We start from the raw sequence: 19,486 nt of genomic DNA on the forward strand, positions 1-19,486 counted from the left end.
TGGTTATTCTTCTGTACTAAGTAATTGATCTAAAAATTATAATCATCAAAGATCTCAAATATTTCACTTTCAAATTCATCCTGGCTTTCATCAGTATTTATTTTATCCGGAAGAACCTCCAGGTAATGTGCCAGTGCCTCGATGGTTCTATGGAAAACAACTTCCTGCTGAGCTTTGTTCAGCAATTCAGTAATAAGCCTGTAGGTATCCATATATGGATTGTCATCTACTACATCCAAAGCTTGTTTAAATTTAGAAACAAGTTTTGCTTTTTCAATCTTTCTCCCAATCCTGTTCATCTCTTCTTTATCATAGATGGGCACTTTATAGATACCGTTGGTCTCTTTTACCATAAACTGTTTATCATATTTTTCAATTACGGGGTTTAATTCATTTTTCAATTTTTCTTTTTGAATTTCAAGTTTTTCTATTTCATTTAACTCTTTAGGAAAATACTCCTTGCTAATTCCAAATATCTTTTCAAGTCTGGACAAATATTTTTTTGGTATGCCCTGCCTGCCCTTTATCCACAAATTAATATTTTGTTTTTTCAATCCAAGTTCTTTGGCAAGTTCTATATGCTGCATATTGTAAAGTCCTAAGATATATTCTAATCCTATCAATCCACCACCACCTAACTTAGGCCTCATTGTCTTAGTCAATACAATTATATTACCTCTTTTTATTGTCTCAGTCAATATCTTTTTAATAAGAATTATATCATTTTGTTAAGTATGATTTAAACCTCATCTTTTCCATCAGTGTAAGCAGGTATAAAAAATGCCAAAAAAATAGGGCAAAATGCCCAATCTTATATAAAAATAGAAATAATTATTTTTATATATCTCATATTTAGTTTCTCCTATAATTCATCTAATCATTATCAATACTTATTATAAAATTCATCTACCCAGTCATCTAGTTCATCTTCTTGGTCTTTCCAGTGCTCTAATAATTTTTTCACACCTTTTTTTATTTCACAATATTTCTTCCCAGCTTCACCAGTACTGGAAGCAAAAGCTATATGGACCATCAGGCCATAGATGCCTATCGTTATAGCAAATGGTATATTACCACAATCACGCTCAAGTATTATTCATGATTCATCGTCATAAGATTCATCAATTACAACAACTCCATTTTCAAAACCAACTTTACCAATAGTTATACCTTTTTTATACTTTTTCCACATTACTAAATGCTCCTTAATTATTTATCGTCCTATTTATTGGACAAAAATTGCAAATAGAACATGTCTCATTTTTCAAAAAAACCTTTATCTCCCAAACTGCTGAAAAGGCTAATTTTTTCTTAGTTACCATGATTATTTTACGACATAGTTTCCTTGTAATTTTCTTATCAAGAGGATCATCCTCTCTCTCAGTCACACAGTCCACAAATATCCCAGCCATTTTCTTCATCTAACGACAATGCTCCACAGCAGGGACACCTATACCTTTTCCACTACAATCTCCCCAAATATTTTAATCTCATTTCAGTTCATTTATGCCGCCGTCAAAAAACCCGTAATTTCTCTCAATGAAATCTATAAACTTATCCCAGAATTCATCTTTTGAACAATTTTCCGGCACTGATACGCAGCCATCTATTTCAATTTCCTTGGTGTTAATAAACTCTCCATCTTCATTCTGGTCAAGAGCATAGAATATCCTATCATCGGCTTTACGGTATTTTTTCACCCTCTCGTAATCTGCATCTAAAGGATTCTTTATCCTTGACAAGTCCATGTTATTTCATAAATTACCATTTTCATTATTATTCCAGTCAACTATCATGTTTGAATCCCTCATTCTGGTTTTTTTACCATTATAGGCAATTAGACAAGCTTTGGCAAATGATTTCCAATTTTCTTTTTTAAATTTCAGAACTTCATCAAAACTCAAATAGAGAATATAACATTCAATATTTTTAAATATCCATTCTTCTGAAATATTTGTTAATCGTTCTTCCGGAATTATATATTTCAAATCATATATATTTATTTTAGGATAAATTATTTGAACTATTGGCTTATTTTTAAATGGAAAAAGAAAAATCCTGTAGTTCATTATATTCATAGCTACATCTACTTCTCTTTTATTTTTTCTATATCTAAATTTACAAAAGCTTCTTACACTTATAGGTATATTATTTTTAATCAAATTATAAATTTCAAAAATCTTCTGTTCAAAATTTTTCATATTACATTCGTTAATTATTAAATTTAAAGCTTTATACTCTGAAATATTATAAACAATTTTATCATTTATTTTATTTAAATGATTTTTATCCTCCTTTTGTCCATAGTTTTTACCACTCATAGTCTGATTCTTTTCTTTATATTGATGACTTTTCTTCTGTTTTACAACTTTTTTATCGATCTTTATAACTTGGTTCCTTATACCGTACATCTGATTCTTATTTTTCTTGAAAACATCAAGTTTATTTTGTATTAAAGCCATTTTTTTATCATTTATTACACCGGCTTTATTCCATAAATTATTTATATCTTCCAGCATATCATCCAAATTATTTTCAATTAAAACACCATATTCTAAATTATTGTACATACCATTTTGAGTAAAATTAGCTGAAGTTACTATAGCTTTCTGCCTATCGATAATATAAATTTTAGCATGAAGATTAGAATAATACCTTACCTCTGAGTTTGGATTTTTAACTAACCTATCAATTATATTTATATCTGACGAATCATTTAAAAAATCTTCCAGAGAAAATCGTGTTAGCACTCTTAACTTTATTCCATTTAAGTCATAAATCATATCTATTAAAGGGTTGTTTGAAATATAAGGTGACATAATTATAACTTCATTTTTTGTCTTACTTATTAGATATTTCAACCTTTCTCCAATTGAATTAGATATACCATGATGATTATACAAAAATTTTACATTCATCATAAAATGGACTTCTCCTTATTTTATTTTTTCATCACTGTATTCCATACTGTAATAATTGAAACTATTAATACAATTCTGAATAAAACATTTACCGCAAATTGATGTCTTTTCATCGTTATTTATCTATGTAAATTTTTAAAAAATGAGCTGTTACATAATTAATTATGCAGCAGACCCATTTAATTTAAAAATATAGAATAAAACTTATATTATTAGTTATTATCCAGTAAACTATCTATAACTATTTGTTCTTCTTCCTCATATTTTTTCCTGACTTGTTTTGGAATTGTAAATAAATCAACTAAAAGCATTATAGCCAGTACTATAATACATATTAGGCCAATAATAGATGCTCCACCTCCACTAGCGCCTTCACTTGAAATAGCTGAGATACTACCAGTTAAAATGGCAATCCATCCAAAAATTCCTAATACCAAATAAATGATACCCATTTTTTTATTGCCTAAATAAAACTTATGGACACCTAAAGAACCAAAGAAAATAAATAACACATACGAAAGTCCAACACTTTTTTTTCGCTTGTCCATTTCACTGTTAAGTATGGACATTTGTTTTTCTGTAAGCTGTTCCTTTTCCTTTATAGACATTCAATCTTCACCCCATTTATATATAATTTTTATATTGTATAATAATTTATAAATAAATTATTATAACATTTACAATGTTGTATTCTACACAATGCCACTTAGAAATTTATTTAAGAGCAATATTCCATTCCGGCTGATTTTCTTTAATAAGCTTTCTTTCCAATGAACATATTTCTTCATCATCTTCTAAAGGCATGACATAAAATGTAACTTCACTCCCTATATTGTTGATTATAGAATTTATATGACAGTTGGTCACCTGACCATCAATATAACAATTTCTCGGAGAAATACTAGCATACCCAGAATTTATCCTCTTATAAAAATTAAAATTACCTTTCACCCTTCCTATATACTTTATCTCTTCATTACATACATACATATAAATTCCCTTACATTTTTCCAGAGGATTTTGTTCCATTTTAAATTTACAGAAAAGTTCATCACCATAAGGATTAAGAAATTTTTTGTAAAATAAATCATTATCTTGTTTAAGCCTGGCAAGGAATAGACCCAATTTCATATTCATATATTCTTTGTATATTCGATAACATTCATCTTTCAATTTCATATATTTATCTTCAGTAAGAATTTCTCCTAATGTATGTGTACCAAATCTTGAAAATGTATCTTTGATATCGGTATTTTCAAACTTTAGCTTTATTTCTATAAAATTCTTGCCACACTGATTAAAACTTTTATTCAATTTTGTGGGATTTAGCGTTTCTTTGTCAGATCTTATTTTTTTTAATGGATTTACATCTGCACAGTTTTTATGAGACATAATGACCTCCTATTAATAATGTATATATTTTCTCCTTTCCATATTCTCAAGAATCACTTGATTTCATTTATGCCGCCGAAAAAAGACCAGTAATTTCTCTCAATAAAATCTATAAACTTATCCCAGAATTCATCTTCTGAACAGTTTTCCGGCACCGATACACAGCCATCTATTTCAATTTCCCTGGTACATATAAATTCTCCATCCTCATTCTGATCAAGTGCATCAGATATTCTATCTGCAGCTTTACGGTATTTTTTCACCCTCTCGCGATCTGCATCTGAAGGATTTTTTATCCTCGACAAGTCCATATTATCGAATAGATCACACATTTTTACATGACCGGCTGTTTTATTTTTTACAATCCTGCCTATGTATTCATCATAGGTTTCGCCATATCGCCTGGTGAGAGCATCCAGTGCAGACAGTACTTCCTCGGAAAATCCCTGATCTCTCAGGTAGTCCAGCGATATATCAGTGTCTTCTACTACATCGTGAAGCACTGCACATATTCTCTCAGCTTCACTTCTTCTTGAAAACATCACCCGCAGAGGATGCAGTATATATGGCTCACCGCCTTTGTCAACCTGACCCTCATGGGCCTTTGCAGCTATTAGAATTGCCTTGTCCAGCATAATATTCCCTCCTTACTTACTTTACTTACACTATATAAAAAGTTCACCTGTACCTTTCCCTCATTCTGCCTATAGTCTCTATCATATCCTCTCTGAATCTATCCGAGCTCAAGACCTCCACAGAATCTCCCTGGCTCAAAAGCCACATCTTTATTCCCTTTCCGAATACCCTGGCTTCCACCATATACTCACCCTTTTTTTCTTCTACTATTCTGGCATTAGGCAGTTTGTCTAAAACTGCTTCTATAGATCTGCCTGTATACCTGAATCTCACTCTTTCCAGCTCCCCTGCCTGCATGAACTGGATTAACTTTCTGAACTCCCCGTCTTTAAATCTTTTGCTGTAATCCACCTTGTATTTCCTGTCTGTAACAATTAGTTTTTCAATTCTATCCACCCTGTAGATGGCAGGATATTCATAACTTTTACCTTCTATTAAAGCTATAAGATAAAAATAGTATTCAGAAAACAACAGACCCTGAGGATACAAGGTCCTTTTTGAAGTCTCCTCCTCTACCTTTCCTCCTGTGCCGATTTTGAAATACCCAATTTCCAGTATATTTTTATCTTTTATTGCAGCACTTATTTTCCAAAGCTTATCCAAAAGCTTTTTCCCATGTTTTGGAGGAACATAATTCATGAGCTCGTTGCCTATAATGTATTTGATATTCTCCCTGTCCTTAGATATGCAATTATCAAGAAGTTTGTAAATTATATCTTTTATTTCCGCTTTTATAAAACCTCTGCTCTCTAAAAGCACCTTGGAAACTGCCAGTATTTCTTTTTCGCTTAGATTTTTCTCCTGCCCGCCTTTTAAGATATATCCGCCTTTTTCTCTGTCTGATACAATTTCTTCTCCCATTAGCTCGCCATCAGATTGGTCTTCTACAAATTTCTTTATGTCTTTTATATATCTGTAAAAAGTTCTTTCATTGATATTGAATTTATCTATTACATCATTCTTTAAAATCACTTTTCCTTCTTTTAATTGATTGTATATAGACAGTACTACATCTGCTTTAAATCTCTCCATATATATGTGCCCTTCCTTATATTTTGTTAACATTTTATTAACTAATTATACATATATATTTATAATTCCTTCTTTTTTTGCAATTTTTTCTTATACATTTCAAAATCCGCATTTTTTATTAAATCCTCCACAGACATTCCACACTGCATTCCTTTCCTGCACTCACAAAATCCACAGCTCAAGCTAAAATTATAATTTTCATTATTCTCATTGTATTCCTTTAATTTTTCCTCAATTCTATGCCAAATTTTATGAACTTCCTCCATTGCAGCGCCTGGAAATATCACTAGAAATTCATCCCCGCCCATTCTAATTACAAAATCAGTTTTTCTAATACTGTCTTTCAGTATTTTAGCTGTATTTATCAAAAGCTTATCGCCTTCCTGATGTCCAAAGTTATCGTTTACTATTTTTAATCCATCTACATCAACAAAGCAGACAACAAGATTTTTATTGCCTATCCTTGACAAATTAAGTTCTTTATTCAGCATCTCCAGACCTGATCTTCTGTTCAACACTCCAGTCATAGCATCTGTACTTGCATAGTAATTCAATTTTTCCCTTTCCATATACAATTTTTCGAGCACAGTGTCCTTTTCCCGTAAAATCCTGATAAGCGTTTCCCTGTCCATATCCTCATAATCCACACAATACCCCGCCTTTAATGTTTGTATTCTATATTTTTATTATATACAACTACAATGACATGGACTGTCAGTAACGATAAAAGTTTTTGACAAAAAATAAAAAAACAGTTAAAGCAGATAAAATCACTTTAACTGACCCTTATTTTGGTTTTATTTTAGAAAAGTCTGCTTCAATTTTCAAAAGCTCTTCTATCTCCAAAAGTTCTTAAAAACTGATTTTCATCTTCATCAAGATCATCAGCATTTGATCTTTCCCATTTCATCAAGAAATGCCGGTCGTCTCCTGTAGATAGCACCCAGCACATTTATAATTTCTTTTGTCTTTTCCCTACCGGCTATCTTTTTATATCTCTTTATAATTTTACAAACTCTTTTGTACTGCACCCTGTTTGATGCTTCTCTTGCACTTTCCCTGATATTTTTTTCATATAATTTTATAACCTCTTCTCTGTGTTTATCAATCAGCAAGTAAGCATATTTTTCTATACTGGATGGATTTTCTCTAGCATATTTCATCAATTCATCAATATCTTTTTCTTGAACTATAAGTTCAAGAAAAACATTTTTTGCCTGCCAGTTTTTACAGTTTTTTATTTCTCTCTTGATATTATTATAAAAGTTTTTGTAATTTCCGCTATTTAACTTTTTAAGCTCCTCATAGTATTCAGACCTACCATCAAATAATAGCTCTTTTGCCAGTTTCTCCTGTTTTTCCTTCAATGAAAGTTTTTTATAGGCCCTGTATCTTATCTCTTTCCATTCCAATACTAATCCAGCATAATTTTTGTCCTGCTTTTCACCTTCAAGTGCCAGTTCTATAACTCTTGAATAGTTTCCTGCTTTCATGAACCTGCCTATAAGTATCCTTCTGAAAGATGAAAATCCAATATTTTTCTCTATAAACTTTTCAGATTCTTCTTTAGTACCATATTTATCTATAATATCAAACAGTATCAACAGTATTCTTTCAACCCCATATTCATTGCAGCTATTATGGGACATGCTGTTGAGCAGATCCTCTATTTTGATTTTGAGTTGATTCCTAAATTCCTCATTATCTGCAAACTCGGAACAGATTTGAATCAAATTAATCCTATAATCATCCCAGCCATCAAAAATATTATTTTCAGCTTCTTTCAGTAATTTTTTAAATGTTTTTCTTCTTGTATCTATATCTTTAGAAAAACGTGCAATTTTACCTATAGTTTCTATTGTCTCCGACACAAGCATTCCTATATCTCCATCTGAATCATCTGCATATTGGAAAGCTTTCACGGATTCACGCAGAATCATAAGGGCAATATCTAATGAAATCAGAGGATCATTGCCAATTTCACATATTTCTTTTATTCTTTTCAGTATAACCTCCATTTCGCTGGCAAAATCACAGGCCTCTATGTAGGAAATAAAACCATCTCTTCCCTTGTATTTTCGTACTATCGAATTCATAAGTTTTTTACATCTGCTGATTTCCTGTTTTTTATCGACCGGTGAATATTTAAAAACTATTTTGTTCTTTAAATTATCATCATCCTCAACTATATCTTCTATAATATCCATCAACTTTTCTTTTGAAAAGTTTTCCAACATTTTTTTTACTGCAGGTTTGCGTACTATTTCATATTTCTTGAATTTATCAGTTGATTTTCCATTTAATATCTCATTCAGCTTGAAATAAGCTGCAGCTTGATGTTTGCATACAGGTCCAAAATCATAAGGACAGTCGCAATTTGAATACAGTATATCTCCACCTTCATCTATTTTTATATCTACCCGGTATTTTTCGCTTCCTTCTACAAGAAAAACATATTCACTATTCCCGTTTTTATGGAATTCGACTATGTTTCCAATGTTATAATAATCATATCCCCTGTCTAAAATTGTTTTACCTATGTGCTTCTCAAAATCATTTATGTTCACATTCTATTCCCCATTCTTTAAAAATTCTATTTATTATTCGTATTAAAGTCTTTTTACCATTTATCATTAAAATATGGATACTATTCCACTTTCTCTTTTACTTTCATACCAATTCCAGGTATTGACTTTTCATGTAGAAAAGCTTTATGAAGTACTGCATACCATCAATCACCTTTTGCAATAAGATTCCTTTAATTTGAATTACCAATAAGTCTACTTGCCTTCACAATAATTCACTTACTGCCTTGCATAGCACTTATTTCATATAATACCCTATAAAGATGAATTTTTATTTGCTAAATATAAAAAAGCCTATACAATTGTATATAGACTTCAGTGGTATAATTGAAATACGTTAAAATATTCTCACAAAATTCTCGTGTCTGCCTGTTCATACCATACTCTTTCTATTCCTAGAATCCGGCAGCATTCACAAAAGCTTCCTAAATTCACTCTACTTTGGAAATTTCAGTCATTGTCTGTGCACTTGCGGTGATCTCTTCCAATGTGGAAGTAATTTCTTTCATTGAAGTCACCTGCTTTTCTGAAACAGATTTAACTTGATTGACTGTCTCAAATATATTTTTTATATTATTACTTATTTCCGATAATGCCCTTGAAACCTTTTTTGAGGATTCACCGCTTAATTGGGCCAGTTTCCTCATTTCACTTGCAACTACTGCAAATCCCTTCCCCTGTTCTCCGGATCTGGCCGCTTCTATTGCTGCATTAAGTCCCAATAAATTTGACTGTGACGCTATATTTTGTATCATGCTTATTATTTCATTACTTTCTTCTATTTGCTTCTCTGCCTGTCTTGTAATTTCGGACATGTTACATATCATTTGATTCATTTTTTCAGAGCCGGAATTAATTTCTTCAATACCTGCACCGGTTTCTTCTAGACCAGAAAACAATGTATCCGCTGATTCTTCCAATTTCATCTGCTTATCTAAACTTCTTCCAACGCCAACAGCACCTATGACATCGCCATCTGAATTTTTAACAGGATATGTGACACCTCTAAATGGTGTTCCGAATATTTCCTTTGGAACAACTGCACTGTATCCCTTCCCTTCTTTAAGCGTTTTATACAATAAGTCCTCAACTGGAACTTTGCTGCCCACTTTTATCTTTGCATCAATGTTGTCACCGGGTCTATAATATAAGAATTTTGAAGTATCTGCAACAGCAGCAAAAACATCTTCCTGCAATATTTCTTTTAAAACAGGCATGACTTGCAAAAAAGGTTCTAAAATTTCTTCACTCATAATACTCATTTCCCTTCTAACTATATTTTAAGTTTTGATTGTTGTAAAATTGCTTCTCTTTTGGACAACCACTATTATAGGTATCGAGCTTTTATTGTCTGCATTTATATATCAGCAACATTATCAATAATAAGCATGCCAAAAATATTCTTTTTTAAGAGTACTTTTGACATGCTTATTATTGACCAATCTATTTTTTTATTATCCCACTTTAATTTTATCTAAATCATCCTTGTCCTGTTGACCTGACAATTCATCAACGTCAACTTTTTTCTTGAGTGTCAGCATCACAAGTCCTGAAATTATCAATGATACAGACAAACAAATGTATGCAGTCGTATAAGATCCTGTACTATTTTTAATAAATCCCACAAAATATGGTCCAACCCATCCTCCCATATTTCCTACTGAATTGATCAAACCAGTGGCACCAGCTGCTGCCGGTCCGGATAAAAAGGATATGGGTACACTCCACCAGACTCCCATTCCCACATACACACCTATAGCAGTGACACAGGTAAATATGAAACTTAATACCGGATTGGAAACCATGGTTCCAAAAGCCATACCAGCAGCTCCAATGAAAAGTGGAAGAGCTATATGCCATTTTGTTTCCCCGGTCCTGGAGCTGGAATTACCATTAAATATAAAACCAGCAAGCGCTGCAGACATAGGTATTATAATCAACCAGCTCACACTGGAATTACTCAGCCCGGATACTGACTTTAAAACCGTAGGCAGCCAGAAACCAAATCCCCAGAATCCGGTAACCCACATAAAATATATAAAACATAATTTAAGTACTGTTTTATCCTTCAATGCTTCCCATAAGGTATATTTTTTTATGGAATTCTTCACGGCAATCTCTTTTTCGTAATCTGCTCTTATCTTCTTTTTCTCTTGAGCAGTCAGCCAATTGACATCTTCAGGCCAATCCTTCAGCCAGAAAATAAGAATTATTCCAAATATGAAGGCCATTGACCCTTCCATGAGGAACAGCATCTGCCAGCCCTCAAAACCAAAAGCTTTAACATTAAGGATTACTCCTGCCAAAGGAGAACCGATAATACTTGAAACAAGCATAGAAGTCAATAAAACCGAAAGTGCCTTGGGCCTCTCCTTTGCATTAAACCAGCGAGGCACAATGGCCGAATAACAAACTGGATAAAAACTCGCCTCTGCAGCCCCTACCAAGAAACGAACAATATAAAATTGAATTTCCGTATGCACAAATCCCATAAGACTGGTAACAATACCCCAGGTAAGCATAATCCTGACAACCCACCTGCTTGGACTTCGCTTTTCCGCAAACACGGTGCCCGGTACTTCAAACACCACATATCCAAAAAATAAAATACCTGCACCCATTCCAAAAATCTGGGCATTAAATCCCAAATCCTTGTTCATGGTCAAAGCAGCATATGATATATTCAGCCTGTCAATATATGCCAGCATGGAGCCGATGAACAAAGGTAAAACAACATTCAAATATTTTCTTTTAGTGACACTGCTATTAGTATTCATATATATGAGCCCCCTTTTTTACTTCTGTACAATCATTTCAATTTGCCCCAATTTTCAATATTGCTTGATTTTCAGCCTTAACCGAAAATCCTAATTATTTGTACTTTGAATTTTATAATAAAGCTGCAGTGTTCAAATAAAAACTATCCTCCTTTCTTATTTACCTATATTTTAATGAATAAAAAAATCTTTCATCCTTATAAACACATTTCATATGTTCATAAGGACGAAAGATCTATCTCCGCGGTACCGCCTTATTTGCAATCAGATAAACTAACTGCCTCTCAATTCAGGTCAGCTTCAAATAAAAATTTTATTTAATGCAAACCCTAACCATATATCGCTGGTACACGTCTCCGTTTACTTGGCAAAAACCTTTCTACTTGGAAACTCCGGAGTGATTTCAATATTTTGTTAACACCAGCTCACACCAAACGCCGGCTCTCTTAAGTTAATACAGCAAATATTTGTTTCTCCATCATAGTCTATATTATTTTATGTCATTAAGTATATTATTTTTTTTCAAGCTTGTCAAATTTTTTTCAAGCTTTTTTTCTGGTCTTAAACACGCCTTCATGAAAAGATTTTTTCAGTAATTTTTGATATACAGCCATTATATCATTTTTAACCTGACAGCAGTCTGTCATAAATAAAATCTTTCTGTAAAGCTATAAAAAAGAGCTTATTTAAAATGGCTATTACAAGCCACCTGAACAAGCTCAAAAATAAATCTTTAAATATATTAAATTATGTGAATCCCGGGTATTTCCTGTCACTTGACGCCTTGACCAAATTCCAGTTTCGGTATATTTACTTGTTGATATTTGAAAAAATTGATACCACAGCCTGCTTTAACTGAACAAATACACGAGCAATTCTGTAAAGTACACCCTCGTCTTTTCCGTCCGAATCTGCATTTGCAATATTGTCTCTGTTGTCACTGTCCTTGTTGATTTCCTGTGTTCTCATGATCACCTGGATGCTCTTGGGTGAAGGGTTTTTACTGGAAGTAAATGAGATTAATTCTGCTTTCGGATCTAGGTACAGAAGTCTGTTCTCATTCTCAAATTTATCGATTTCCTTGTCTGTGGTGGACTTAATAGAATCATTTGCCTTCCGCATGGTAGGTGTAGTTTTAATTCCCTCAAGGCTCTGCTTCAATACATTTATGAGACCCTTGAGCATATCACTGCTGCCCTGGCTGATATCACCGCTGTTGTTTTTAAGCGTAGATTCAAAATCACTCAGAAAATCCTGTGAACTATTAAGACCTTTCACCATGCTTTCCAAAAGAGTTCCCGTGTCCTGTAACGCCTTTACAGAACTACTTTCGTACTTATTGGCTGTATCATTGATTGCTGAAACATTGTCAATAAGCGTCTCACCTTTTGTCAACATACTGCTGGTGGTTGACAATATCTGCTTCTGCTCACCCAGCATATCATCTGTAACTTTACTTGCCTTATCAAAATCTTTAAAATAATCTTCTATCAAAGATATGCTTTTATTGGCAGTACTTAGATAATCTTTCCCATTTTCAGATATATCAGATGTTACACTCAGCAGTTCGCTGGCAGAATCACATGCCTCAGTAAGATCTGAGAGCGTTGAGTCAACATATGAGAGCATTTTCTGTATGCTGTCGCACAATGTCTTCAGTGTTTCATTAGACTCAATAATTTGTGAGTATTTCCCGTAAAACTCTGAAAACTCCGACTCTACATTTTTCATGGCATTTGATAACGTGGATATGTCAGAGCCAATTGTACTCAATTTTCTGCTAAGGTCAGCAGAGCTGTCGCTCAAATTGTCCAAATCTGTTTGCATGTCCTCTATATCTGACTTGGTACGCTGCAGCAGCTCATCTCTTTCATCGGATTTGCTGTTTACATCTTTTACAACAGCACGCAGTGCCGTGATATCATCCTGTACATTTTTAATGGAAGTCTTATATTGCTCTATCTCAGTTTTTGAGCCTTCAATGGTTTTTGTCATTGCATTCAAATCATAGTTCAAGTCTTCAATAGCATTCTCCCCTTCACTAATATGAGGGATCATTGCTGCCGTATTGGCCGTGATCTCTGACAAATCCGCCAATGCTGTTTCTGATTTGGCAAAAGAGCTGTCCTTGGAGGCACTTATGTTGCTGTTGGCACGATCCAGTGAGGATAAACCAGACTGAGCCTGTGACAGACCGCTTTGCATATTTTCAGTTGTCTGTAAAAGAGTATTCGTACTGTCGTAGATAGAATTCAGAGAATCTCTGAATGTATCAATGTCATCTTTGAGATCTTTCACATCCTGCATCTGTTTTAAGGTTCCTGGCACCATGGTCAGCAGAATACCATCAGTCTCAAAACTGTTTGTACCGATACGGAGAGTAAATGTATCTTTCTCTCCCGGAAGTGCAGCAAATATGACAATTTTTTTATTGCCTATGGTCTGGACCTGTGCCCCCGGTGCATCCACACTGGATGCCTTTGACATATCCACTATGGTCTGCATCTGCAAAAGCATATTGTTTCTATAATACATATTTGCCTTGGTATTTGGCGTTACTTTTACATCAATCTGAATTAATCCGGACGCACCCGCCAGCTTGGAGGCATCTATGGGAGTACCGTTAAGAGAATAGGACACATCCACGTTCCAGGGTAAAACCACAGTTCCTTTTTTCGGGGTGCATTCATAATAAAATTTTCCATCGTAATTGTTCAAATTCCAGCTGATCGATCCATCCTTCACCGTCGGAGCAGTATTATTGGACATATTAGTTACCTTTTCATACTCGCCATAGTCTGTAAATTGCTTGTTTCCGTTTAAGCTTAAGCTTTTTACTATATTTATATTGGTGGGTGTACCATAGTAATTCAGATTTACATAAGCGGATTCATCCACCGAGACTCCCGGTGCTGACGCCATTGCCGTGCTGGACATAGTTCCAATCAAAATCAGCAATATTAACATACTTGATATAATTTTTTTTCTAATTTTCATCCTTCAATCCCTCCAAACTTTTAGCAGATTTATCATCATCTATTGTCTTAGGACACACTTCACCCAATTGCAGCTTATCTGCAAGTTTTTTCTTGATTTTGTCCTTTAGCTGCTTTCTTCTGGAAATATGCCTGTAGATTGGTGAATCAAAAATATACAAAAGTGCCGGCAGCAGTATAACTACCATTGCAATGCTCAGCAGTGCTCCACGTCCGATAAGATGACCCATAGCACCAATGGCCGCAATGCTGGAAGTGAAATAAAGTGTATATCCTGCAAAGGACAGAATTATTCCAGAATTCATAATAGGTGGAACCGCTGCCCAAATAGTTTCCATAATAGCCTGTTTTCTATCCAAACGCATTCGATATTCCAAATAGTAGTTGGTCATCAATATCGCATAGTCCACGGTTGCAGCCAATTGGATACAGCTGACGATAATATAACCCATGAAGATCATGTTTTCTCCCATGAAATAAGGTATTGCCATATTGAAAAAAATAGCTATTTCAATGGGTATTACCAGCAGAATGGGGAGCAACAGTGATCGGAAAGCAAGCACTGCCACAACTACCACTCCAAGTAGAGAAAGCTTGTCTACAAAGGTATAATCCCTGGTGATGATAGTTTTGATATCCTGTGTAAAAGGCGTGGCTCCGATTAAAAATGAATGCTGCGGATAATACTTTTGAACGATGGCCTTGATCTCATCAGAATATCTAAATGCCGCAGAACTTTCTTCCCGTGTCCTTATATAAACTAGTATCCGGGCATATTTGCCTGAGTGAAATTGTGTAGTAATTTGATTTGGAATAATACTTTCCGGTATACCTTCCGGCAGCGTATTTTCCAGTGAAGTCACCTTTTTCACATAACTGAGTTTCCCCAGCTCATCGGACAATTGTTTCTCTTTTATGTTGGAATCATCGGGTATCAATGCCATAAGCATATTGCTTCTTCCAAAAATCCTGTCAATCTCCTGCTCATCTTTATAAACCTGAGTTCCTTCTCCTGCACCCACCGCCGAGTTTCCGAAAAGAAAGCTGTTCATGTCTTTTGCAATAAAACAGGGCACCGCCAAAAATATTGCAAGTCCAAGCGCCACATATTTGACCTTGAAAATACCTTTGGCTAGGTTTTTAGGAAGCTTTATCAGTTTACGATGTGCAGTTTTTTGAATCATATTTTGGCTGCGTATAATCATGGAAGGCATCAAAAATAAAACAGTCAGCAGGCTGATAAAAATTCCCTTTGCCAGAACAATACCCAGGTCATAACCTATAGAGAACTTCATAATGGTCAGCGCTAAAAAACCGATAATAGTTGCCATACCGCAGGCAACAACAGAGGATGCGGATTGTCGTATGGCAATCCTAATGGCTTCTTTGGGCTCTTTACCCTCATCTTTTTCTCTGCTGAACGCATGCATCAGGAAAATAGAATAGTCCATTGCAACTGCCATCTGCAGAACAGGTGCCACACTTGCCGTCATAAATGATATTTCTCCCAGAAACACGTTTGTTCCCATATTTATCACGATAGCAATCCCCATTACCAGAAGAAACAACAAGGGCTCCAGCCATGCTGTTGTTGTCAGAATCAATACCAATGCCACAACACCAACTACAATTACCGTAGCGCTTTTCATTTCCCTATTCAGACTCTCGTTCAAAGATTTATTTTGAACAGCTGGTCCTGTAAAGCTGCCCTTATCCCCTATAATCTTCTGAATCTTATCCAGTGCTTTCGATGTTCTTGTATCTGAATCTCCTGAAATAAAAGAAATGTCCATCACTGAACAATTGTCTTTATAATAATCCTGGATGTTTTCAGCTTTTATAAATGTATCAGAAGTATATATGTCAGTATACTTTTTAATATCATCTGTTGTATCTGCCCAAAAAACCGTATCTACGCCATCCACTGCTTCTATCTCCTGCTTATACAGCTTTGCTTGATACAAGGATACATTTTTGATCATAATACGTGCGGTGCCGGGATAGCCAAACTCTTTCTTCATAAGATTCAAACCGGCTTTGGATGCCGCCGTATCAGGAAGATATTTGGTCAAATCATAATTTACTTTCACAAATGGATATAAAAACATGCTTATTGCAACCACCACAGCGAAAAATATTTCGATATATTTGCTTCTATTTACGATAAAACTTATTACTAAATCGGATGGTTTAATTTTTATTCTATTTTTCATCAAGTTTCTACCTCTCCATTTCTTATGCATTTCTTCCAAAATATACGATAAAGTCATATGCACGAACATCATATAAATTACTGCTTTTTTGCTTCATTGATAAATAAACATTCATTCATTAATGAAGCAAAAAACTATTTTAATGCATTAATACATATTTCCGCTATTCTTTTAGCTTCTTTTTCTGTAAATTTTTTATTATTTTCTAATTCCAATGCAAATGATAGATACCTAAATGGAATTGTAAAAGACACAACCAATACCTCCGCAGCAGTTATATTGGATTTAATTTCACCTGTTTTTTTCCCCAACTCAATACATTTTTCTGCCAAATTTAAGATACTGCTAAATCTTTCTTTAGTCAGTATTTTTAGATCCATTACAACTGAAGCATCAAATTTTGCCAGCATGGGTTCCTTGTTTGCATTCATAAATAATTTCTTTATTGTTTTATATCCGGCTTCATACATCGTATCAGAAGAATCAATATCTGATATAAAACTATTAACTATTGCGCTCATTTCCAGATCCACCAATTCCTGTACCAATTCTTCTTTACTATTATAATACCTGTACAAATATCCAGGTGAAACTCCTGCTTTTTCACAAATTAAAGCAATTGATACTCCTGAATAGCCGTAATCTATTATACACTCCATCACCGCTTTCTTGATATTATCCATTTTTTTAGGGTCTGCAATTCTAGCCATTTCATATCACCATCCAAAAAATACAAATAAATAAACATTTATTTATTTGTATTTTATATTTATTTTCCTTGTATGTCAACATACTTTTAATTTAGAGATTCTCCAAAATTAAAATTCTTGTTTCTCTAGCTTTTTATTCGCCACCAGATAACTACTTCAATTTACTATATTCTTTGTTTTATTATACCCATTTAAATACCATGATTATTTTGTGAATCGGCTTATTATACTTCACCTCATTTCCTTAATGCAATAATTCTTACGATAGCATCTGTTTGAGTGAATAATAATACCTTTTAAACCTGCTCTATTAGTATAGACATGCTCAGTATCTAATTTGTTTTTAACTGCTTAACAAGAAGGAATAGTAAACCCCAGGCCAGACTAATCACCTGGGGTTAAGATTATTGAGCTGACTGTACTGGAGTCACCGTGTTGGCTGTACCCTGTGCAAGTGCCACAGTACTCTGTATATCAGTAATTTTCTTTTTCAGTTCTTCACTTTCCTGTTGTAGTTTGTCTCTTTCAGCTTGGAGCTGTGAAGTTTGAGTTTGAAGCTGTGATATTTGAGCTTGAGCCGCCGTCTGCTGAGCTGACTTTTTCTCTTCTGGACTTTTGAGCTCATATACCTTGCTTTCAATTACTCCTTGGACTATTGTTCTTACATTGTCATCTATTTCTATACCAAGTTTTTGAAGCACACTGTATACATAATCTTCCGCACTCTTTTTCCTCTGATCTGCCGGAAGCTGTGAAGATATACTAAGCTGCTGAGCTTGTCCGACACCTATTTCTGCATAGTGCTCAATGATACTTAAGACATTCAGAAATTTATTGCCGGGTACCAGTGCCTTTGCCGCATCTGTATACTTTTTAACTTCCTGAAGTCCAGTTTCAACTTTCTCCAGTACTTCCCCGGTATCAACACCCTTCTTCTTAAAATATGGCAGGAGAATCAATACTGCTGCTCCTACTCCTACAGCCAGTCCTATAATTGTAAATAGTATGCTTAAATCCCACATTTTATATTACCTCCATTATTTCTTTATGATAATTTTATTCGCATATAATATATATGCATTTTTCAAATATAGGAAAGGAAATTTAAAAAATTCTTGTAATTATTTTTTAGTTGTTCAGAAAAATACTCCAGGTTTCTATTCTTAATACTCCGTCTATCGGCCTTCCCCATGCCCTTTGTAAATTAGTTACTGCCTGGAAAGTCGGCTCGTCATAGAGCATAGGTGTATAGGAATCCTTCTGTAAATACCCATAGCCTTCTAATTTTTGTTGAATCCAGAGAATCACATAAGACTTATGCCCTTTTACTATAACATTTTGTATTCCCTTTAATGCTGCCATAGTTGCTTTTCCTGCCATTCCATCCATATCAAGTTTTGCATTGTAATCTACATTAAGGTTATACTGCAAAGCTTTAATTTGTTCTATAAGTGGATTTAACTGTCTTGTATCACTCAGACTCTTGTAAAAATCCTCAGTCATATAATTTAAATCCAGATAACCGCCTATACCAGATATCCTGCCCTTATCCGTATACTGCCATATTGAATAATTATCCCATAGAGTAAAACTTGGTTTGGAAACACCATAATGGGCAATCCACAGAGGATACTCATTTATCCTCGAATTTAAATGTGCCTTTATCCAACTTGGATTTGCGTAGAACAAAGGCTGTGCTTCCTTAGATGCTTTGTCCAGAAAGTCTACACATAAGTCTGTCATATTCCCGGTACAGCTGTTTTCACAGTCAAGTATAACAATATCGGGATCTGTACCTTTTATGAAATCCAGAAAATTAGCTATCTCGGTCAGTTCTTTGGCTTTATCTGCAAAATGCGAGAAATGGTACGCTCCAGTCAAAAGCTCTGCTTTCTTTGCATTTTCTATATTTTGATGATATTTTTCATCTCTTGAACCAGAACCGGAAGTTCCTTCTGTTGCCCTGCAAAACACAAATTGATACCCTGCATTCTTGAGCAGGTTCATATCTACATTGCCATTTAAATTACTTATATCGATACCTTTCAACATAAAATTACCTCCTTGCTTTCAATATATTGTTGAATTTAAAAACTTGCCAATAACAATTTCGGCCAGGATGTTGGAATATTCATTCAATCTCCTATCATACTGGTCAAATGTCTCAGTTATCTGCCTGTGCCCCTCCTTGCATAGTTTAGCATTATAATATCAGCTCATTTAT

At 34.2% G+C, this 19,486-nt stretch carries 15 protein-coding genes, 2 pseudogenes and 1 other annotated feature; all 17 genes and pseudogenes read right to left on the reverse strand.

Annotation, left to right across the window (positions count from 1 at the left end):
* Nucleotides 1-29 precede the first annotated feature (29 nt).
* The 17 genes and pseudogenes from ACYUJ6_RS13980 to ACYUJ6_RS14060 all read right to left on the reverse strand — a co-directional run bounded on the left by ACYUJ6_RS13980 (nucleotide 30) and on the right by ACYUJ6_RS14060 (nucleotide 19,314).
* Nucleotides 30-623, reverse strand: coding sequence for a helix-turn-helix domain-containing protein (locus ACYUJ6_RS13980; protein WP_461843328.1), 594 nt, complete (start codon nucleotides 621-623; stop codon nucleotides 30-32).
* Nucleotides 624-1,380: 757 nt separating this feature from the next.
* Nucleotides 1,381-1,449 (reverse strand): annotated as a pseudogene (locus ACYUJ6_RS13985) (CPCC family cysteine-rich protein); the annotation flags it as partial.
* A 41-nt stretch (nucleotides 1,450-1,490) separates the two neighbouring features.
* Nucleotides 1,491-1,700, reverse strand: a complete 210-nt coding sequence (locus ACYUJ6_RS13990) for a hypothetical protein (RefSeq protein WP_461843329.1) — start codon at nucleotides 1,698-1,700, stop codon at nucleotides 1,491-1,493.
* A gap of 54 nt (nucleotides 1,701-1,754) precedes the next feature.
* Entirely contained in the window at nucleotides 1,755-2,921 is a 1,167-nt protein-coding gene (locus ACYUJ6_RS13995) for a phospholipase D family protein (RefSeq protein ID WP_461843330.1), read from the reverse strand.
* Between the two features lie 212 nt (nucleotides 2,922-3,133).
* Nucleotides 3,134-3,529 (reverse strand): TM2 domain-containing protein, encoded by a 396-nt coding sequence (locus ACYUJ6_RS14000; protein ID WP_461843331.1) that lies wholly within the window; start codon nucleotides 3,527-3,529, stop codon nucleotides 3,134-3,136.
* A 106-nt stretch (nucleotides 3,530-3,635) separates the two neighbouring features.
* On the reverse strand, nucleotides 3,636-4,313 hold the full coding sequence (locus tag ACYUJ6_RS14005; RefSeq protein WP_461843332.1) for a GIY-YIG nuclease family protein: 678 nt from the start codon (nucleotides 4,311-4,313) through the stop codon (nucleotides 3,636-3,638).
* A gap of 218 nt (nucleotides 4,314-4,531) precedes the next feature.
* Nucleotides 4,532-4,948: pseudogene (locus tag ACYUJ6_RS14010) on the reverse strand (GTP pyrophosphokinase); the annotation flags it as partial.
* A gap of 43 nt (nucleotides 4,949-4,991) precedes the next feature.
* Nucleotides 4,992-5,981 (reverse strand): helix-turn-helix transcriptional regulator, encoded by a 990-nt coding sequence (locus tag ACYUJ6_RS14015; protein ID WP_461843333.1) that lies wholly within the window; start codon nucleotides 5,979-5,981, stop codon nucleotides 4,992-4,994.
* A gap of 59 nt (nucleotides 5,982-6,040) precedes the next feature.
* Nucleotides 6,041-6,628: a GGDEF domain-containing protein gene (locus ACYUJ6_RS14020; RefSeq protein ID WP_106008559.1), complete on the reverse strand. Its 588-nt coding sequence runs from the start codon at nucleotides 6,626-6,628 to the stop codon at nucleotides 6,041-6,043.
* A gap of 237 nt (nucleotides 6,629-6,865) precedes the next feature.
* Nucleotides 6,866-8,548, reverse strand: coding sequence for an SWIM zinc finger family protein (locus ACYUJ6_RS14025; protein WP_461843334.1), 1,683 nt, complete (start codon nucleotides 8,546-8,548; stop codon nucleotides 6,866-6,868).
* A 449-nt stretch (nucleotides 8,549-8,997) separates the two neighbouring features.
* Nucleotides 8,998-9,828: a methyl-accepting chemotaxis protein gene (locus tag ACYUJ6_RS14030; protein ID WP_434735236.1), complete on the reverse strand. Its 831-nt coding sequence runs from the start codon at nucleotides 9,826-9,828 to the stop codon at nucleotides 8,998-9,000.
* Between the two features lie 192 nt (nucleotides 9,829-10,020).
* Nucleotides 10,021-11,343, reverse strand: a complete 1,323-nt coding sequence (locus tag ACYUJ6_RS14035) for an MFS transporter (RefSeq protein WP_106008561.1) — start codon at nucleotides 11,341-11,343, stop codon at nucleotides 10,021-10,023.
* 219 nt (nucleotides 11,344-11,562) lie between these two features.
* Nucleotides 11,563-11,834 (reverse strand) — a binding site (T-box leader).
* A 319-nt stretch (nucleotides 11,835-12,153) separates the two neighbouring features.
* Entirely contained in the window at nucleotides 12,154-14,340 is a 2,187-nt protein-coding gene (locus ACYUJ6_RS14040; protein ID WP_461843335.1) for a hypothetical protein, read from the reverse strand.
* Nucleotides 14,330-16,552 (reverse strand): efflux RND transporter permease subunit, encoded by a 2,223-nt coding sequence (locus ACYUJ6_RS14045; RefSeq protein WP_461843336.1) that lies wholly within the window; start codon nucleotides 16,550-16,552, stop codon nucleotides 14,330-14,332. The genes ACYUJ6_RS14040 and ACYUJ6_RS14045 overlap by 11 nt, the downstream gene beginning before the upstream one ends.
* Before the next feature lie 134 nt (nucleotides 16,553-16,686).
* Nucleotides 16,687-17,262 carry a TetR/AcrR family transcriptional regulator gene (locus ACYUJ6_RS14050; RefSeq protein ID WP_461843337.1) on the reverse strand — a complete coding sequence of 192 codons (576 nt, stop codon included), beginning with the start codon at nucleotides 17,260-17,262 and terminating at the stop codon, nucleotides 16,687-16,689.
* 404 nt (nucleotides 17,263-17,666) lie between these two features.
* Nucleotides 17,667-18,284: a hypothetical protein gene (locus ACYUJ6_RS14055; RefSeq protein ID WP_461843338.1), complete on the reverse strand. Its 618-nt coding sequence runs from the start codon at nucleotides 18,282-18,284 to the stop codon at nucleotides 17,667-17,669.
* Nucleotides 18,285-18,390: 106 nt separating this feature from the next.
* Nucleotides 18,391-19,314 (reverse strand): GH25 family lysozyme, encoded by a 924-nt coding sequence (locus ACYUJ6_RS14060; protein WP_461843339.1) that lies wholly within the window; start codon nucleotides 19,312-19,314, stop codon nucleotides 18,391-18,393.
* Nucleotides 19,315-19,486: the final 172 nt, after the last annotated feature.

It is taken from the genome of Clostridium sp. JNZ X4-2 (assembly GCF_054889485.1).